Origin of the sequence: Halobaculum marinum (assembly GCF_029338555.1) — an archaeon.
In the GTDB taxonomy this organism is placed as follows: domain Archaea; phylum Halobacteriota; class Halobacteria; order Halobacteriales; family Haloferacaceae; genus Halobaculum; species Halobaculum marinum.
The window spans coordinates 1,504,968-1,522,595 of record NZ_CP119989.1 but is presented as its reverse complement, the minus strand read 5'-3'; the positions used below and the strand labels follow the sequence as shown (position 1 = coordinate 1,522,595).

At 70.4% G+C, this 17,628-nt stretch carries 19 protein-coding genes; 12 read left to right on the top strand and 7 right to left on the bottom strand.

The annotated features are described in order from the left end of the window. Window positions 1–18 precede the first annotated feature (18 nt). Both dacZ and P0R32_RS07835 read left to right on the top strand, forming a co-directional pair. Entirely contained in the window at window positions 19–831 is an 813-nt protein-coding gene (gene dacZ, locus P0R32_RS07840; protein ID WP_276236391.1) for a diadenylate cyclase DacZ, read from the top strand. Window positions 832–833: 2 nt separating this feature from the next. Beyond that, entirely contained in the window at window positions 834–1,706 is an 873-nt protein-coding gene (locus P0R32_RS07835; protein WP_276236390.1) for a mechanosensitive ion channel family protein, read from the top strand. 36 nt (window positions 1,707–1,742) lie between these two features. On the opposite strand, the gene P0R32_RS07830 is transcribed toward P0R32_RS07835, so the two are convergent. Next, entirely contained in the window at window positions 1,743–2,312 is a 570-nt protein-coding gene (locus tag P0R32_RS07830) for an acyltransferase (RefSeq protein WP_276236389.1), read from the bottom strand. Window positions 2,313–2,411: 99 nt separating this feature from the next. Between P0R32_RS07830 and P0R32_RS07825 the strand changes: the two genes are divergently transcribed. After that, window positions 2,412–3,644, top strand: coding sequence for an MFS transporter (locus P0R32_RS07825; protein ID WP_276236388.1), 1,233 nt, complete (start codon window positions 2,412–2,414; stop codon window positions 3,642–3,644). Window positions 3,645–3,657: 13 nt separating this feature from the next. Here the strand turns inward: P0R32_RS07825 and P0R32_RS07820 are convergent, their stop codons facing one another. Both P0R32_RS07820 and purD read right to left on the bottom strand, forming a co-directional pair. After that, entirely contained in the window at window positions 3,658–4,302 is a 645-nt protein-coding gene (locus P0R32_RS07820; RefSeq protein WP_276236387.1) for an SdpI family protein, read from the bottom strand. 61 nt (window positions 4,303–4,363) lie between these two features. After that, the gene (purD, locus tag P0R32_RS07815; protein WP_276236386.1) at window positions 4,364–5,650 is read right to left on the bottom strand and encodes a phosphoribosylamine--glycine ligase; all 1,287 of its coding nucleotides are present in this window, start codon (window positions 5,648–5,650) and stop codon (window positions 4,364–4,366) included. A 180-nt stretch (window positions 5,651–5,830) separates the two neighbouring features. On the opposite strand from purD, the gene P0R32_RS07810 reads away from it, so the two are divergent. Both P0R32_RS07810 and P0R32_RS07805 read left to right on the top strand, forming a co-directional pair. After that, on the top strand, window positions 5,831–8,014 hold the full coding sequence (locus P0R32_RS07810) for a thioredoxin domain-containing protein (protein ID WP_276236385.1): 2,184 nt from the start codon (window positions 5,831–5,833) through the stop codon (window positions 8,012–8,014). Between the two features lie 63 nt (window positions 8,015–8,077). Further along, window positions 8,078–8,533: a DUF5804 family protein gene (locus P0R32_RS07805; protein ID WP_276236384.1), complete on the top strand. Its 456-nt coding sequence runs from the start codon at window positions 8,078–8,080 to the stop codon at window positions 8,531–8,533. 30 nt (window positions 8,534–8,563) lie between these two features. Here P0R32_RS07805 and P0R32_RS07800 read toward each other — a convergent pair whose 3' ends face one another. Beyond that, window positions 8,564–9,535, bottom strand: coding sequence for a PLP-dependent cysteine synthase family protein (locus tag P0R32_RS07800; protein WP_276236383.1), 972 nt, complete (start codon window positions 9,533–9,535; stop codon window positions 8,564–8,566). 184 nt (window positions 9,536–9,719) lie between these two features. On the opposite strand from P0R32_RS07800, the gene P0R32_RS07795 reads away from it, so the two are divergent. Beyond that, window positions 9,720–10,094: a thioredoxin family protein gene (locus tag P0R32_RS07795; RefSeq protein WP_276236382.1), complete on the top strand. Its 375-nt coding sequence runs from the start codon at window positions 9,720–9,722 to the stop codon at window positions 10,092–10,094. A gap of 207 nt (window positions 10,095–10,301) precedes the next feature. On the opposite strand, the gene P0R32_RS07790 is transcribed toward P0R32_RS07795, so the two are convergent. After that, window positions 10,302–11,534, bottom strand: a complete 1,233-nt coding sequence (locus tag P0R32_RS07790) for a methionine adenosyltransferase (RefSeq protein ID WP_276236381.1) — start codon at window positions 11,532–11,534, stop codon at window positions 10,302–10,304. 84 nt (window positions 11,535–11,618) lie between these two features. Further along, window positions 11,619–12,194 carry a class IV adenylate cyclase gene (gene cyaB, locus P0R32_RS07785; protein ID WP_276236380.1) on the bottom strand — a complete coding sequence of 192 codons (576 nt, stop codon included), beginning with the start codon at window positions 12,192–12,194 and terminating at the stop codon, window positions 11,619–11,621. Window positions 12,195–12,329: 135 nt separating this feature from the next. On the opposite strand from cyaB, the gene P0R32_RS07780 reads away from it, so the two are divergent. From P0R32_RS07780 to P0R32_RS07755, 6 genes are all read left to right on the top strand, one after another. After that, the gene (locus P0R32_RS07780) at window positions 12,330–13,331 is read left to right on the top strand and encodes an FKBP-type peptidyl-prolyl cis-trans isomerase (RefSeq protein WP_276236379.1); all 1,002 of its coding nucleotides are present in this window, start codon (window positions 12,330–12,332) and stop codon (window positions 13,329–13,331) included. A gap of 70 nt (window positions 13,332–13,401) precedes the next feature. Continuing rightward, on the top strand, window positions 13,402–13,662 hold the full coding sequence (locus P0R32_RS07775; RefSeq protein ID WP_276236378.1) for a DUF8049 family protein: 261 nt from the start codon (window positions 13,402–13,404) through the stop codon (window positions 13,660–13,662). Between the two features lie 54 nt (window positions 13,663–13,716). Then, complete coding sequence (locus P0R32_RS07770) at window positions 13,717–14,115, top strand: YlbF/YmcA family competence regulator (protein ID WP_276236377.1); 399 nt, start codon at window positions 13,717–13,719, stop codon at window positions 14,113–14,115. A 124-nt stretch (window positions 14,116–14,239) separates the two neighbouring features. Beyond that, window positions 14,240–14,920: a MinD/ParA family ATP-binding protein gene (locus P0R32_RS07765; protein ID WP_276236376.1), complete on the top strand. Its 681-nt coding sequence runs from the start codon at window positions 14,240–14,242 to the stop codon at window positions 14,918–14,920. A 37-nt stretch (window positions 14,921–14,957) separates the two neighbouring features. Then, on the top strand, window positions 14,958–15,584 hold the full coding sequence (locus P0R32_RS07760) for an RAD55 family ATPase (RefSeq protein WP_276236375.1): 627 nt from the start codon (window positions 14,958–14,960) through the stop codon (window positions 15,582–15,584). Between the two features lie 37 nt (window positions 15,585–15,621). After that, complete coding sequence (locus P0R32_RS07755) at window positions 15,622–16,641, top strand: sodium:calcium antiporter (protein WP_276236374.1); 1,020 nt, start codon at window positions 15,622–15,624, stop codon at window positions 16,639–16,641. 38 nt (window positions 16,642–16,679) lie between these two features. Here P0R32_RS07755 and P0R32_RS07750 read toward each other — a convergent pair whose 3' ends face one another. Beyond that, window positions 16,680–17,567 carry a PhzF family phenazine biosynthesis protein gene (locus P0R32_RS07750; RefSeq protein WP_276236373.1) on the bottom strand — a complete coding sequence of 296 codons (888 nt, stop codon included), beginning with the start codon at window positions 17,565–17,567 and terminating at the stop codon, window positions 16,680–16,682. Window positions 17,568–17,628: the final 61 nt, after the last annotated feature.

Here is a 17,628-nt window from a genome sequence, read left to right as displayed (position 1 = left end):
CCACGAAACGTTTCGAGCATGACTACCTCGGCCGACCTCCTCGCCGACCTCGTCGCGGACGTCGACGAGGTGTTCCTCTTCTCGCCAACGGGATCGACCTACGACGACTACCGCGAAATCGACGACGAGGCCGTCGTCGTCGTCGCCCCGGAGGACGACCTCGACGCCGAGCGCTACGTCGAACTGCCGCTGGAGTTCGACAACGTCCGCGACCGGATCCGCTTCGGCATCGAGGGTGCGATGGACCACGGCTACTGCGCAGAGGGCGACGTGATCGCCTGCGCGGTCGGCGTGTTCGGCGACCCCATCGACGGCGTGATCCGCACGCCCGTCACCGAGTCGATGCACTCGGGCATCTACGACCTGTTCGCCAACTCCCGCCCGGACCCGAACGTCGTCCGCGACGTGTTCGACGTGGCGATCGAACTCGGGAAGAAGGGACAGAAGGGCAAGCCCGTCGGCGCGCTGTTCGTCGTCGGCGACGCGGGCAAGGTGATGAACAAGTCCCGGCCGCTGAGCTACAACCCCTTCGAGAAGTCGCACGTCCACGTCGGCGACCCCATCGTGAACGTGATGCTCAAGGAGTTCTCGCGGCTCGACGGCGCGTTCGTCATCAGCGACTCCGGCAAGATCGTGTCGGCGTACCGCTACCTCGAACCGGGCGCCGAGGGCGTCGACATCCCGAAGGGGCTGGGCGCGCGGCACATGGCCGGCGGCGCCATCACCCGCGACACGAACGCCATCGCCATCGTGCTCTCGGAGTCGGACGGCCTCGTCCGCGCGTTCAAGGGCGGGTCGCTCGTCCTCGAACTCGACCCGGAGGAGTACTGAGGATGACTCGACCAGTCATCCCGCCGGGGGCCGCCAGCGGTGCTCCCGCGGCCGCACCCGTGAGCGCGCACCCGCTGCCACTCCCGGCCCAGTCGGCGACCGACGCCGTCGGGAACGCCCTGACGAGCGTCCCGGCCCGCCTGTGGCTGGCGCTCGGGGTCCTGGTCCTCGGCGCGTTCCTCGGCTACCTCGTCGTCCGTATCAACCGCCGCATCCTCGTGAGCGCGGGGGTCCCCGGCACCATCGAGGGCACCGCCTTCGAGCGAACCGCTCGCGAGTTCGGCACCTCCACCGTCTCGCTGGTGGCGAACCTCTCGGGGTACTTCATCTTCATCCTCAGCGTCATCGTCGCACTCACCATCGCGCGGGTGCGCTACATCTCGACGTTCTGGAACCGCGCCGCCGAGTTCCTCCCCGCGCTGTTCCTCGCGGCGCTCGTCCTCATCGTCGGCCTCGTCGTCGGCGACAAGGTGGAACTGCTCGTCAACGACCGCCTCCGCGGCGTGAAACTCCCGCAGACGGGCGTCGTCCCGACGCTCGCCAAGTGGTCGGTCATCTTCGTCGCCGCACTCGTGGCGCTCGGACAACTCGGCGTCGCCACGAACGCGCTCGTGGTCCTGCTGGGCACGTACGGGTTCGCACTCGTGATGTTCGGTGGCCTCGCCTTCCGCGACCTGTTGGCGTCTGGCGCCGCGGGCTTCTACCTCCTGCTGGAACAACCGTACAGCATCGGCGACCGCGTCCGCATCGGCGACACCGACGGCGTCGTGCAGGAGGTGAACGTGTTCGTCACGCACGTCGAGAGCGAGGGCGCCGAGTACGTGGTGCCGAACCGACGCGCGTTCACCGACGGCGTCGTCCGCATCCGCGAGTAATCGAACCGATCACTCGGCCGCGTCCCCATTCTCGTTCTAACTCTCGTTCTCGTTCTCGCGTTCCCCGCCGTCACCGCTCCGCTCGACCGGTGTCGCCGGCACGCCAGCCACCGTCTCGCCGGGCGCCACGTCGTCGGCGACGAGGGAGTTCGCCGCCACCTGCGCGTCGGCGCCGATGTGGACGCCGGGGAGGACGGTGACGTTCGCACCGAGCATCGCGCGGTCGCCGACGACCACGTCGCCGAGGCGGTACTCGTCTTGCAGGAACTCGTGGCACAGGAGCACCGAGTCGTAGCCGACGATGACGTCGTCGCCGAGGACGACCCGCTCGGGCCAGAACACGTCCGGCGTCGCCTCCAGGCCCCACGAGACGCCACTCCCGACGGTGGCGCCGAGGCGGCGCAGGAGCCAGGACTTCAGCCGGAGGCTCGGCGACACGCGGATCAGCCACACGACGAGGTAGTTGAGCGCCACCGTCAACGGCGACTTGGCGTCCGTCCAGTAGCGCAGGGAGTTGCGGCCGCCGGGCGTGGAGTGTCGCTCGAGTCGGTCGTAGCGCGCGGGCGGGCCGTCGTCGGTCGGGTCGACGGCGTCGTCGGAGGTCACACCGGCCAGTCGGCGCGCCCGCTAATCAATCTCGTGCGTCCGGGCGGTCGCGGCGACCCCGCCGGAACGTTCACCTCTCTTTGACCTGACTGATCGGTGATGGGATCCGACGCGGCTCCGGGTCGCCGCCGCGCGCTCGCGCTCGTCGGCGTCGCGGAACTCCTTGCGATGACGCTGTGGTTCAGCGCCTCCGCGGTCGCGCCGGAGTTGACGGCGCTGTGGGACCTCTCGCCCACGGAGGCGGGCCTGCTCACGACCGCCGTCCAACTCGGGTTCGTCGTCGGCGCGCTCGCCTCCGCGGCGCTGACCCTGGCCGACGTCCTCCGCCCGCGGGTGTTGCTGGCGGCGTCGGCGGTGCTCGGCGCGGTCGCGACCGCCGCCATCGCCCTGTTCGTCGACTCGGCGGCGCCGGCCATCGCGCTCAGGTTCCTCACCGGCGTCGCGCTCGCCGGCGTCTACCCGACGGGGATGAAGATTCTCGCGGGCTGGTTCCGGCGCGGTCGCGGACTCGCCATCGGCGTGCTCGTCGCCGCGCTCACCGTCGGGTCGGCGACACCGCACTTGCTTCGAGCGGTCGGCGGTGGCGCCGGGTCGGTCGGCGACCCGCGACTCGTCATGCTGGGGGCGGCGGGACTCGCGACCGTCGGCGCGCTGTTGATGCTCGGCGTGCGCCCCGGTCCGTACGCCGCGCCGGCGTCGCCGTTCGACCCACGTGCCGTCGTCCGAATCGCTCGGAACAGAGGGCTCGTGCTCGCCGACCTGGGGTACTTCGGCCACATGTGGGAACTGTACGCCGTCTGGACGTGGCTCCCGGTGTACCTGGCGGCGAGTTACGCCGCCCGCGGTGCACCCGCCGTCTCGACGACCGCCTCACTGCTCACGTTCGGCGCCATCGCCGTCGGCGGCGTCGGCGCGTGGACGTTCGGCGCGGCGGCAGACAGGGTCGGTCGGACCACGGTCACGTCGGTCAGCATGGTCGGGTCGGGCGCGGCGTGCGTGCTCTCTGGGGTGGTGTTCGGCGCGTCGACCGTCGTGCTCGCGCCCTTTGTCCTCGCGTGGGGGTTCCTGATCGTCGCCGACTCCGCGCAGTTCTCGGCGGCCGTCACCGAACTCGCCGACGAGGCGTACGTCGGCTCTGCGCTCACGCTCCAGACCGCCGTCGGCTTCCTGCTCACCGTCGGCTCGATCCAACTCACGCCAGTCGTCGCCGCGGCGGTCGGTTGGCGGTGGGCGTTCGCACCGCTGGCGGTCGGGCCCCTCGTCGGGACGCTCGCCATGCTGGTCTTGCGGCGCAGTGACGACGCGAGCAAACTGGCGAGCGGTCGGGGGTAGTCCGCCACTCCGTTCAGCCGGCGTGTCGCCTGCGGTACGCGACGTAGGAGAACGCCATCGTGTACCCCGCCACGAGCAGCGCCCCGCCGAGCACGACCGGGAGCAGCAGGTCGGGAACCGCGACGGCGACGAGCGTCGCAACCCCCAGCGCGCGGAACGCCCACGCGCCGCGGCGGTGCGTCTCGGTCCACACGTCGTCGTCCGACAGCGTCCACGGCGTCCGGATGCCGATGGTCCAGTTCGGCCGCGCGCGAGCCAGGAGTTCGCCGAGGCCGAGGAACAGTCCGGCGAGCGGGAGCGCCATCGCGGCGGTGAACGAGAACCGGAGGCCGAGGTTCCACGCGAGCGTCATCCCGTGGACGTACGCGAGGAACGCGACCATGCCGACGACGAACCACTCGTACCCGCCGCGGAACGACTCGATGCTCTCGTACCGCGGGTCGAACCGCGGTGCGACGTACAGCAGGAGCGTGACGCCCGCGGTGATCGCAGGCAGGAGGAACGCGCCCACCAGTCGCGGCATCGTGTCGTCGGGTTGGCCCGCGGCGTTCCAGTGGGTCGCCACCTGCGCGGGGAGCGACGGGAGCGCGAGGGCGCTCGCGCCCGCCATCGCGACGACGATGAACGCGGCTAGGAGGCGTCGACCGAAGTAGCGCATACGAGGGTGTAGGTATCAGGACGAGAAAAGGATAGCTCCGGTTCCTGACGCCTGCTGTGGGTTACTCGCCGCGCAACTCGGCCATGTGGTCGACGCGCGACTGCACCAGATCCGCCGTGCCGATGTCGTGGCGGACGTGGAACCCCTCGTCGACCATCGACAGTGCCGCCTCCGCGTCCGCCTCGGCGTCGGCGATGGAGTCGCCGTGGCCGACGACCGCGAACGAGCGCGAGGTCGTCGTGTACAGGCCGTCCTCGCGCTGGTCGACGCTCGCGTAGAAGAGGAGGGCGTCGCCGACGCTGGACTCGTCGACCTCGATGCGCGCGCCGGCGTCCGGTTCGACCGGGTAGCCCGCGGGCACCGCGTACTTGCAGACGGTCGCCTCCCCCGAGAAGTCGAGCTCCGGGAGCGAGTCGCCGTCGCGAGCGGCCGTCAGCACGTCGAGGAACGGCGTCTCCAGCACGGGCAGGGTGTTCATCGCCTCGGGGTCGCCGAAGCGGGCGTTGAACTCCACCACCTTCGGCCCCTCGGCAGTGAGCATGAACTGCCCGTACAGCACGCCCTTGTACTCGGGGAGCGCGTCGACGACCGCCTCGATGACGTCGACGGCGGCGTCGTAGTCACCCTCGTCCATGAACGGGAGCGTCAGTCCGGTGTCGGTGTAGCTCCCCATCCCGCCGGTGTTGGGCCCCTCGTCGCCCTCGTAGGCGCGCTTGTGGTCCTGCACCGCGGGCGTCGTGCGCACCTCGCCGTCGGCGACGAACGCCTGGACGGTGAACTCCTCGCCGACGAGACGCTCCTCGATGACCCACTCGTCCCACTCGGCGTCGAGGATGTAGTCGACCGCCGCCTCCGTCGTCAGTTGGTCGCCCGTCACGCGGACGCCCTTCCCGCCGGTGAGCCCCACGGGCTTCACCGCCACGTCGCCGTCGTACTCGGCGACGTAGTCGGCGGCGGCCTCGGCGTCGTCGAACGTCGCGAAGTCCGGGTTGCCGGGGACGTCGTGGTCGTCCATGAACCGCCGCTGGAACGCCTTGTCCGTCTCGATGCGCGCCTCGTCGGCGCGCGGCCCGAACGTGTACACGCCGGCCTCGTCGAGTGCGTCGGCGACGCCCGCCTCCAGCGCGGACTCCGGGCCGATGACCGCGAGGTCGGCGCCGACGTCTTCGGCGTACGCGACGATGGCGTCGGCGTCGCGTTCGTCGGCCGTCTCGAAGCCGTCGGCGAGCGCGGCGATGCCGGGGTTGCGGTTGCTCGCACAGGCGTACAGGGCGGCGTCGTCGGCCAGCGCGCGGGCGATGGCGTGTTCGCGACCGCCGCCGCCGACGAGGAGCACGGTCTCCGTCATACCCGACGATGCCGTGCACGGGCGTGTAATCCTTGCGGTGTCTGCGAGACTCGTTGTGCGTGTTCGTGCATCGCTGTCGCGCTGATCGCCGAGCGGCCCCGTGCGGCGATGGGACGGGAGCGCGTGTCACGCCGGGCCGCGGCCGCCTCGCTTATCCCTCCCGCCGCCGACGCGCCGACAATGAGCGATCCGACGGCGCGAAACCGGCTGGCGGAGGAGGCCAGTCCGTACCTGCGCCAGCACGCCGACAACCCGGTGCACTGGCAGCCGTGGGACGACGACGCGCTCGCCGCCGCCCGCGAGCGCGACGTGCCGATCTTCCTCTCGGTCGGCTACTCCGCGTGCCACTGGTGTCACGTGATGGAGGAGGAGTCGTTCGAAGACGAGGCCGTCGCCGAGGTACTCAACGAGGAGTTCGTCCCGGTGAAAGTCGACCGCGAGGAGCGCCCCGACGTCGACCGCGTGTACCAGACCGTGAACCACCTCGTGAACGGGCGGGGTGGGTGGCCCCTCTCCGTCTGGCTCACGCCCGACGGAAAGCCGTTCTACGTTGGGACGTACTTCCCCCGCGACGGGCGCCAGGGGATGCCGGGCTTCCTCGAGGTCTGTCGCAACCTCGCGAACTCGTGGAGCGACCCCGACCAGCGGTCGGACATGGAGGCGCGCGCCGAGCAGTGGACCGGCGCCGCGCGCGACGAGTTGGAGTCGACCGGGAGCGACGCGCCCGACGTGAGCGACGACGGCGACGCGCCGACGCTCGCAGACGCGCTCCCCGACGCGGACGTGCTCTCGGACGCCGTGACGGCAGCGCTGCGCAGCGCCGACCGCGAGTACGGCGGCTTCGGGCGGCAGGGGCCGAAGTTCCCCCAGACGGGGCGCCTCGACCTCCTCATGCAGGCGTACGCGCGCAGCGGCCGCGAGGAACCGCTGAACGTCGCCGTCGAGACGCTCGACGCGATGGCCGGCGGCGGCCTGTACGACCAGGTGGGCGGCGGCTTCCACCGCTACTGCACCGACCGTGAGTGGGTGGTCCCCCACTTCGAGAAGATGCTGTACGACAACGCCGAGTTGGCGCGCGTCTACCTCGACGCCCACCGCCTCGTGGGGCGCCCGACGTACGCCCGGACCGCACAGGAGACGCTCGCGTTCATGGACCGCGAGTTGTCCCACCCCGACGGCGGCTTCTACGGTACCCTCGACGCCGACTCCGGCGAGGGCGAGGGCGAGTTCTACGTGTGGACACCCGACACCGTCGCCGAGGCACTCGAAGCCGACGGTATCGACGACGAGGAGACGGTCGACCTGGTCTGTGACCGGTTCGGCGTCGAATCGGGCGGCAACTTCGAGCGGGGCACGACGGTGCTCACGCGGGCGACCCCCGTCGACGACCTCGCCGACGAGTACGACCTGTCCGTCGACGAGGTGCGCGAGCGCCTGATGCGCGCCCGCACCGCGTTGTTCGACTTCCGGGAGGCCGAGCGCGAGCGCCCGCCGCGCGACGAGAAGGTGCTCGCGGGGTGGAACGGACTGGCTATCTCGGCGTTCGCCGCGGGCGCCCGGACGCTCGACCCGGCGCTGGCGGATCGGGGCGAGCGCGCGCTGTCGTTCGTGCGCGAGCACCTGTGGGACGGCGAGCGTCTCAGCCGCCGCTACATCGAACGCGAGGGCGACGCCGTCGGCGACGGCGAGGTGAAGGGCGTCGGCTACCTGGAGGACTACGCCTACCTCGGGCGGGCGGCGCTGGAGTTGTACGGCGTCACCGGCGAGGTGGACCACCTCGCGTTCGCGCTGGAGTTGGCGCGGGTCGTCGTCGACGCGTTCTACGACGAGGCCGACGGCACCATCTACGCGACACCCGCCGACGGCGAGGAGCTCGTCGTCCGCCCACAGGAGCCCACCGACGCCTCCACCCCGTCGAGCCTCGGGGTGGCGACGCGTCTCCTGCTCGACCTCGACGTGTTCACACCGGACGCCGACTTCGAGGCGGTCGCCCACGACGTGCTCGCGACCCACGCGAGCGCGGTGACGACCTCGCCGCTGGAGCACGTGACGCTGGCGCTGGCGGCCGCCCGCGCCGAGAGCGGCCCGTTCGAGTTGACGCTCGCGTGCGACGACCTGCCCGAGGAGTGGTGGGACACGCTCGCGAGTCGCTACCTCCCGGGTGTGATCGTCGCGCCCCGGCCGCCGACCGAGGACGACCTGGAGTCGTGGCTCGACGCGCTCGACCTGTCGGAAGCGCCGCCGGTGTGGCGGGGACGCGACGCCCGGGACGGGGCGGCGACGGCGTACGCCTGCCGCGACTTCACCTGCTCGCCGCCGGACCACGACCTGCGCGCGGCGCTGGAGTGGGCTGCCGGCGAGTGACGCCCCCGACGGAGTCGGTCCGGGGAGCGTAACCGCTTTGCCCGGCGGCGGCGACCCGCCAGTATGACCACGGTCTGTCTCGTCGGCGACCCCGAGGCCGACCTGCGCTTCGAGTTGCTCTCGCGGGAGACGGCGCGGGACGCGCTCGCCACCTACGACCTGCGCTCGCCGTTCGAGAACTCGCTGGCGCTCGACACCGTCAGCCTCGGCGCCGCGGTGTCGCTGTGCAACGACCTGAACTGGTACCTCGTCCGCTTCGTCGACGAGGTGCTGATCCGGGAGCCGTCCGTCTCCACCGACGAGTGGCTCTCGCGCGACCTCGCGACGGCAGTCCGCAACGACGCTATCCGCCGCGAGGAGACGGACCAGTTCCTGAAAGTGTACGGCGTCGAGGAGGGCCGACTGGTGGAGCCGATGTACCTCGCGCGCGCCGACGGTGTCGAGTTGCCGGAGTACGACCTCCGCGACGTCGAGGAGACGGTCGGCGTCCGGGTGACGCGCGAGGAGTTCGAGGGCTGACTGGAGCGGGTCGCCGTCGTCAGTGTCCGATCAGTCGAACAGGCCGGTCGAGAGGTAGCGTTCGCCGGAGTCCCAAAAGGCCGTGAGCACCAGCGGGTCGTCGCCGGCGACGCCGACGGCGCCGTCGTCGCGAGGCTCCCACCCGTCGACGGCGATGTCGCGGTAGCCGGGGTCCTCCCCGGCGGCGAACGCCGCGGCGACGTCGTACGCGCGGACCATCGACGCACCCGACGACTGCCCGACGAGAATCCCCTCCTCGCGGGCGAGTCGGCGACACTCGGTCTCCGCCTCGTCCAGTTCGACCGTGAGCACGCCGTCGAGGAGGTCCGTTTCCAGGTTCGGGCTGACGAACCCGGGACCCATCCCCTGGAAGGAGTCGGCGGTCGGTTCTTCGCCCGACAACACCGCCGAGTCCGCCGGTTCGACGGCGACCACGTCCATCTCGGGGAACTCCTCGCGGAGGCGGCGGCCGATGCCGCTGATCGTGCCGCCGGTGCCGACGCCGGCGACGAGCGCGTCCGGTTCGCGACCGTCGAGTTGGTCGAGAATCTCCGGCCCGGTCGTCTCGTAGTGGGCGTCGGGGTTCGCGGGGTTGTCGAACTGCCGGAGTTGGACCATCCCCTCGGCCTCCAACTCGTCGGCGCGGGCCTTCGCGTCCTCGATGTCGCCCTCGACGAGTTCGAGGTCGGCGCCGTACGCCGCCATCACCTGGCGGCGCTCCGCGCTCTTGGAGGCGGGCATCACGAGCGTCACGTCGTACCCCTTCGCAGCGCCAGCCATCGCGAGGCCGATACCCGTGTTGCCGGAGGTCGGCTCGACGAGTTCGTCGCCGGGTTCGATCGCTCCGGTGGCCTCCGCGCGCTCGATCATGTTGAGCGCGGGGCGGTCCTTCGCGGAGCCGCCGGGGTTGCGCGATTCCAACTTCGCCGCCACCGTCGCCCCCGGCGGCGAGTTCACCCGAACCAACGGCGTGCCGATGGTGTCGAGTACGGATTCGTCCATACCGTCGATACTGTCGTCGCGCCTAAAGGGCCTCGCGTCGACGGCAAGCCCTCGGGCGGTCGGCGCGCACGAGCGGGTGCCGACGCGAACCAGCCGACACTGGTCCGACGTTGGAGCGTCGCCGACGACCGTCGGATCTGCCGTCGGCGTCGCGCTTAACCCGGCAGCCCTCCCACCTCGGCACATGAGCGCGACGCTTTCGACGATGGAACCGGACGCGGAGTTCGACGCCGACGGCAACGCCGACGTGGTCGCCGCCCTCGGCGCCGACAGTCTGACGTACAAGGTGTGGGGCGGCGACTGGTGTCCCGACTGCACCGGACAACTGCCGCAGTTCGCCGCCGCCCTCGACGCGGCGGGCGTCTCCGGCGACCGCGTCGAGCAGTTCCCCGTCGAGAAGGTGGACGGCGAGAAGCAGGGCCCGGGGATGGACGAGTACGGCGTCACCCACATCCCGACGGTGATCGTCTTCGACGACGGCGAGGAGGTCGCACGCTTCGTCGAGTCCGCCGACACCGACATCGCGACGTACCTCGCGCGCGAACTCGGCGCCGACTGAGCCGACGCGCTCTGCCGAACCTTCTTCACCCAAACCGGGACCACCCCCCGCGTGCGCTGACGACGGCCGCGCGGCGGGCAGCGAAGTCCCGGCGGACCCACCGCGCGAGCGACGCGACCGCCGGGTGTTCGCCCCCGAGAAAGCACGAGAAAACTGGTGTGGTGACGGCTCCCGTGATCGGGAGCGGGGACCGCGAATCGGAGCCGCTCAGAACGTCGACAGCTCGCCCTCGATGACCCGGCGGGTCACGTCGGTGACGTTCGCGAGTCGCTCGTCGATGATCTCGGTCGCCTCTTCCTCGATGTCGGAGACGGCGACGCCCTCCTCCGTCACGACCTGCGCGTCCGCCACGTGCGGCTGGTCGATGGGGCGACCGATCTGCGACAGCAGGCGCACCTGCAGGTCGCGGATGCCGTCGACCTCGTCGGTGACGGCCTCGGCGATGTCCGTCGAGAGGAGATTGTAGATCTTGCCGATGTGGTTGACGGGGTTCTTCCCGGAGGTGGCCTCCATGCTCATCGGGCGGTTCGGCGTGATGAGTCCGTTCGCACGGTTGCCGCGACCGACGGATCCGTCGTCACCCTGCTCTGCGGAGGTGCCCGTCGTCGTGAGGTAGATGGACGGCTCGTCGGGGTCCTCCAAGTCGTCAGCGGTGTTCACCTGCACGTCGACCGAGCGATCAGTGTACTCCTCCGCGAGGTCGGTGACGTGCGCCTCCACCCGTTCGGTCGCGGCCACGTACTCGTCGAGGTCGGTGACGTGGGCGTCGACCATCGCGGCGGCGACCGTGATGTCGATGTGGTCGCCCTCGCGCTTGCCCATGATCTTCACGTCGGGCCCGAGTTCGGGGTGGTCCGCCGCGTACGGCCCGTTGAGCGAGCGTTCGGCCTCGAGGACGATCCGCTCGGTCTCCGTGAGCGGCGCGTGACCGACGCCGAACGACGTGTCGTTCGCCATCGGCACCTGCACGTCATCCTCGCCGAAGACGTCTTGGAGGTCGCCAGAGCCCTCGCCGAGTTTCACGTCGACGACGACGTCGGTGCCGACGTCCAGTTCTGGGATGTTCTCGCGGAGGTACTCCCGGGCGGACTCCAGTGCGACACGGCCGACGGGCAGTGTGATCACCCGTTCTTCGCCGTCGACCTCCTTCACGTACTTCTTCGTCGCGCGGCCGACGATCAGGATGTAGATCGGGTCGACCATCTCGCCGCCACCGAACGCGGGCGCGGCGTTGCCCGCGACCAACTGCGTCTCGTCGGTGTTGTAGTGGAGCACGTGGCCGACGCGGTCGAGATACAACTGCGAGAGCCCGCGGGAGACGGCCTCGGCGATGCCGTCGCAGATGGAGTCGGGGTGGCCGATCCCCTTCCGCTCGACGATCTCTACCTCCTGGTCCTCGACGGCACGGCGGTCGAGTTCGGAGACTTGGATGTTCCTCATTGTCCGCGGTGAGGACACGGGCCGCACTATAACTTGCGAAAACAGCCAGCCGGTGTGAGATAACTCGGAGGTATGTTCGGGCGACTATTGCCCGTCGAGCAGGAGCCCCAGGTACGAGGTCCGGATCTGTTCGGCGGGGTCCAGACCGAGCGCTTCCAGCACCTCGTAGGCACCCTCGCGGACGCGCTCGATGTCCGCCTCCGCTGCTTCGCGTTCCACCTCGACGAACTCGCCGAGGCCCGCCACCCGGTCGAGCGTGACCGTGTAGCCGTCCGTCGCGTAGAACGTCCGCTCCTTCTCGACGGTCGCGGCGGGGTCGAAGCCGAGTCCCGCGAGGATCCCTTCGGCGGCGTCGGCGTCCGCGACCGCCGTCTCGAACTCCTCCCGGGTCTTGGACTCGGCCTCGACCAGCGGTCCCTTGTACGTCACCTTCGTCGTCGTCGAGTCACCGTCGCCGGGTTCGGCGGCCTCGTCGTCGCCGCGGTGGACCGTCTCGCGGCGGATCCGGAGCGCCTCGTCGGTGTCGGCGAAGTCGCGATGGGGCGCGTCGTAGTAGGTGTCGACCTGCTCGACGCGGTGTCGTCGCTCGGCGTCGATGCCGGCCAACCGGGCGCGCACGTCGTCGTGGTCGGCGCGGACCTTCACCTCGACCTCGTACATACACGCGGCGTCGCGGTCGCCGAGCAAAAGGGTGGCGTGAGCCGGTCGACGCCGGCGACGTCCGTCGATCCCGCTTGTCGTCGCGCGCACGTCGGAAACGTGACTGTTAAGAAGCGCACGAGCGACGGTGCGGACATGAGCGAAGAAGAGCAGGCGGAGGCGGCGGAAGCCGCAGACGCCGGCGATGAGGCGAGCGAGGACGCCGAGACCGAGGAGTCCGCCGACGGGATCCAGAACGGCGACTTCGTCCGACTGGACTACACCGTCCGGACGGCGACCGAGGACGACGACGAGGAGGGCCGCGTCGTCGACACCACGCGCGTGGAGGTCGCCGAGGAGGCCGGTATCGACGACGACGAGTACGACTTCTCCCCGCGCACCATCGTCGTGGGCGAGGGCCACGTGTTCGGCGCCGTCGACGAGGACCTGCTCGGGAAGGAGGTCGGCGACGAGAACACCGTCACCGTCCCCGCCGCCGAGGCGTTCGGCGAGTTCGACCCCGACGACGTGCGCACGGTGAGCGCCGAGAAGATCCCGGAGGACGACCGCTACCCCGGCGCACAGGTCACCATCGACGGCGAGCAGGGCTACGTCGAGACCGTCATCGGCGGGCGCTCGCGCGTCGACTTCAACCACCCGCTGGCGGGTGACGACCTCGAGTACGAGTACGAGATCGTCGGCCTCGTCGACGACGACGAGGAGAAGGCCGCCGGCCTCATCGGCATGTACCTCCAGGAGACCCCCGAGGTCCGCATCGAGGAGGAGACCGTCGAGGAGGAGGTCACCGTCGAGTCCGACGACGAGGACGGCGAACCCGAGACCGAGACGCAGGAGGTCGAGAAGCGCTCGCTGTACATCGAGGCCACGCCGATGATGCAGATGAACCAGCAGTGGATGTTCTCGAAGCAGCAGATCGCCCAGGACATCATGGGCCGCCTCGACCTCGACCGCGTCGTCGTCGAGGAGATCATCGACGGCTCCGGCGGCATGATGGGCGGCATGGGCGGCATGATGGGCGGCATGGGCGGCGGCATGGGCGCCGAGGAGCTCGAAGAGGCCATGGACGACGTGGACATGGACGACGTCGACGTCGACGCCGACGAGCTCGTCGAGGAGCTCGAAGACGCCGAGGAGTAACGCCCGATCGCTCCCCGGTCGCGGCGCCGAATCGACACCGATTACTTCCGTTTCGCCGATTCCCGAGTAGATGGATCTCTCCGACGCGCGCGACGACCTGCTCGTCGCGGCCACGGCCGCCGCGGGAGCGCTCGTCCTCACCGTCGGCGTCGACCTCGTCGCCGGCGTCGCGGTGCCGACGCTGCTCCGACTCGCGCCGCTGGCTGTCTACTTCGTGTACCTGTTCACGCGGAAGGGCGGCCCGTACGGCACCCTCGACACCCACCGGAACTGGATGATCCTCGTCGGGGTCGTCACCGTCGGCGCCGCGGTGTACGCGGCGCTGGTCTGAACGGGCCACTTCCCCAGTCGCGGAGCTTAACAGCCGCCACCTCGTAGCCGAGCTATGAGCATCGAGACCGATGTGCCGGAGTCGGCGACGGACGACTCGGTCGAGGTCCTCGCGTCCCGACTGGGCGACGCGATCGCCGAGACGCAGACGTACCGCCGCTTCGAGGAGGCGAAGGCGGCGGTCCAGAACGACGAGGAGGCCCAAGAGCGCATCGCAGAGTTCGAACAGCTCCGCCAGGAGTTCGCGATGGCCCGGCAAGCCGGGCGCGCCGACGACGAGACGATGGAGAAGGTACAGGAGGCGCAACAAGAGCTCCACGCGCTCCCCGTGATGAAGGAGTACGTCGAGGCGCAAGACGACCTCCAGGCGCGACTGGAGACGCTCAACCAGGCGATCTCCGACTCCCTCGCGGTCGACTTCGGCGGCGAGGCGGGCGGCTGCTGTAAGGACTGACGACTCCTACCTCCCGCCGCGCGTTCTCTCGCCTTCCACCCGGTAGCCGCGGCACCGCCACACCGTCTCGACACCTCGACACGCCGCGACGAGAGTTCAAACCGGATCGCGACACAACCACCCCGTGATCGCGATCACCGGCGGGAAAGGCGGCACGGGGAAGACGACGACGACACTCGCACTGGGGCGTGCGCTGGTCGCGCGGGGACGGAGCGTCCTCGTGGTCGACGGCGACTGGGACCTCCCGGACCTCGGTGCACTCGCGGGACGCTCCCGCCGGGTCGACTACCCCGAGGAGCCGCGACGCGCGCCCGAGCGGGGTGTCGCCGTCGACGGAGACTGGGATGAAGACGGGGACGCCAGCCTCCACGTGCTCCCCGCGCCGGAGCGACCCACCGATTTGGAGCCACACGACACGTTCCGAGTGGTCGCCGACGGCGCCGACCCGGAGACGACGGTGCTCGTCGACTGTCCGGCGGGCGCGGCACCCGACGCCGTCGCTCCGGTGCGGGCCGCCGACCGCGCGCTCCTCGTCACCGAGGCGTGCGCGGCAGCGCTCCGTGACGCCGCCAAGACCGCGGCGGTGGCGAGGCGGGTCGACACCTCGGTCGCGGGCGCCGTGGTGACGCGGGCGGCGGTCGTCCCGTCGGGAGTGGACGCGGTGTTGGGCTGTCCGGTGCTCGGGTGCGTTCCCGGCGTCGACGGCGCGGTGGAGGCGTCTGCGCGCGGCCGAGCGGCCTACCGGGCGATAGCGGCGCAGGTGGCCGACGACGAGCCGTCCGTAAAATCCCGTCGGACGGTGTGAGAAACGATTATGCCCCAGTAGTTCGTGACATCGTGACATGCAGGGGCGACTGCCGACTGGGATCGAGGTACTCGACCGCCGTCTCGACGGCGGCATCCCGGCGGGCAGCATCGTCCTGTTCTCGGCGGATCCGGCGAGCCAGTCGGAACTGTTGTTGTACGAACTCACGGCCGCTCGCGGGACGCTGTACCTCACGACCTTGCGCTCGGACCAGGCCGTCTCGGACGCGCTCGACCGCACGCGCTCGCGCGTCGGCACGCCCACGATCCGCGATGTCGGCGGTGACGCCCCACTGGACGCGGCCAATCGACTCGTCAGCGCGCTCCCCGAGAGCGCGAACCTCGTCGTCGACGTGGTCGACCCGCTGGAGCGCACCGACCGAACCCGCTACCGGCGCTTCCTCAACGAACTCCAGACGGCGATGGTCAACACCGGGAGCGTCGCGTTCCTCCACGCGATGAAGGGCGCCAGCGAACCGGACAACCGCGGGATGACCGAGCACGTCGCCGACGTCGTGTGGGACCTCGACACCCAGGTCCGAGGCAGCGACGTGGTGAACAAACTCGCGGTCCCGAAGTTCCGCGGCGGGCGCGCGCTCGACGAGACGGTGAAGCTGAAGCTGGAGGAGCAGGTCGCCATCGACACCTCGCGCGACATCGCGTAGTCGGTGGGTTTTCGCCCTCGGCGCCCGCGCGGCCGGTATGGTCTCTGTCTTCGGCGCGGTCGGCCTCATCGTCGTCGGGACGGCTATCGTCTGGGTCGCCGGCGGTCGCCTCGAATCGGCGAGCGAGCGCCTCGGCGCACACTACGGGCTCCCCGCGGTGGTCCAGGGTGCGGTGATCGCCGCGATCGGATCGTCGTTCCCGGAACTGACGAGCGTCGTCTTCTCGGTGTTGCTGTACGACAACTTCGACCTCGGGGTCGGTGCAATCGTCGGGTCGGCGGTGTTCAACATCCTCGTCATCCCCGGGTGGAGCGCGCTGCGCGGGCGGGGGCTCCGCGCCGACCGCGACGTGGTGTACAAGGAGACGCAGTTCTACATGCTCGCGGTCGCGGTGCTGCTGCTCACCTTCTCGCTGGGCGTGATCTACGAACCCCAGCCCGTGGCGAACGGACTCACGTCGACGCTGACCCGGCCGCTGGCGCTCATCCCGCTCGCGCTGTACGCCGTGTACCTGTTCATCCAATCGCAGGACGTCTCCGACTACGACGCGCCCGAGGTGAACGACGTGAACGCGCGTCGCCAGTGGCTGCTCCTCGTCGGGTCGATTCTGGGCATCCTCGTCGGCGTCGAGGCGCTCGTCGAAGCGGCGGTGTCGCTGGAGGCCACCCTCGGCGTCCCCTCGGCAGTCTGGGGCCTGACCGTCGTCGCCGCCGGGACGAGCCTCCCCGACACGGTCGTCTCGGTTCGGGCGGCGGAGGCCGGGCGTGGCCCGACGAGCCTCGCGAACGTCCTCGGGAGCAACACCTTCGACCTGCTCGTCGCCGTCCCCGTCGGCGTGTTGCTCGTGCCCGGCGGCCGGATCGCTCTCGACTTCGGCACGGCGGTCCCGATGATGGGCTTTCTCACGGTCGCGACACTCGGGTTCCTCGTCGTCACGCGGACCGACCTCGAACTCGACCGGCCCGAGGCGGTGGCCCTCCTCATGCTGTACGTCGTGTTCATCGTGTGGATGATACTGGAGACGCTCGGCGTCACTGCGCTCGTGCCAGGAGTCTGACCCCGACCTGGGGTGCTGGAGGTTGAGGCGCGGGGTCGCTACAGGAGTCGTCCTTCAGCGACCGGGACGGCCGCTCCGCCGACCTCGACGACGGGACCGCCGTCGTCGCCGCGCTCGGCGCGCAGCCGGAGTCGCGACGGGCGACCCATCTCGTACCCTTGCTCGACCGTCGCGGCGACGGGTCCCTCGCCGAGCCACCGATGTTCGACGAGCCACCCGGCGAGACACCCGGCCGCCGACCCCGTCGCAGGGTCCTCCGGGACGCCGGCGTAGTCCGCGAACACCCGGGCGTGGAGGTCGCCGCCGTCGACGCCGCCGCGCGCGACGACGAGGAGGTTGTGCTCGCCGACCGCATCGATGAACTCGGTGTACGCCGGGTCGGTCGTCGACGCGCGGGCCACAGCGTCGACCGAGGCGAGGGGGACGACGAACGTCGGGAGCCCCGTCGACACCGACTGGACGGGCGCATCGACGGCGAGGTCGTCCGTGTCGAGTCCGAGGGCTGGCGCGATCCGATCTGGGGCGACCGTCTCACCGAACTCGGGCGGAATCTGGCGCATCCAGTACTCGTCCCCGCGCTCGCCGTTCTCGACCCACACGTCGATGGAGCCAACACCGAGGTTCAGGGTGAGGTCGTCGCCGGGGTCGTCGCCCGTCAGTTCCCGGAGCACCGCGGCGGTGCCGAGCGTCGGGTGGCCCGCAAACGGAATCTCCTCGGCGGGGTCGAAGATCCGGACGTCGTAGCTCCCGTCGTCGCGTCGGCGGTCGACGAACGTACACTCCGAGAAGTTCGTCTCGCGGGTGAGCGCGAGCGCCTCGTCGGCGTCGACGTCGGCGGCGTCGTGGAACACGGCGAGTTGGTTCCCGGTGAACCGTTCGTCGCCGCGGGTGAACACGTCGACCGTGTGGAACGAGTGACCGCTCATACCGACGGATCGTGACGCCGTCAGATGGTCGTGTCGGTGGCGTGAGACTCCCTCTCGCGGG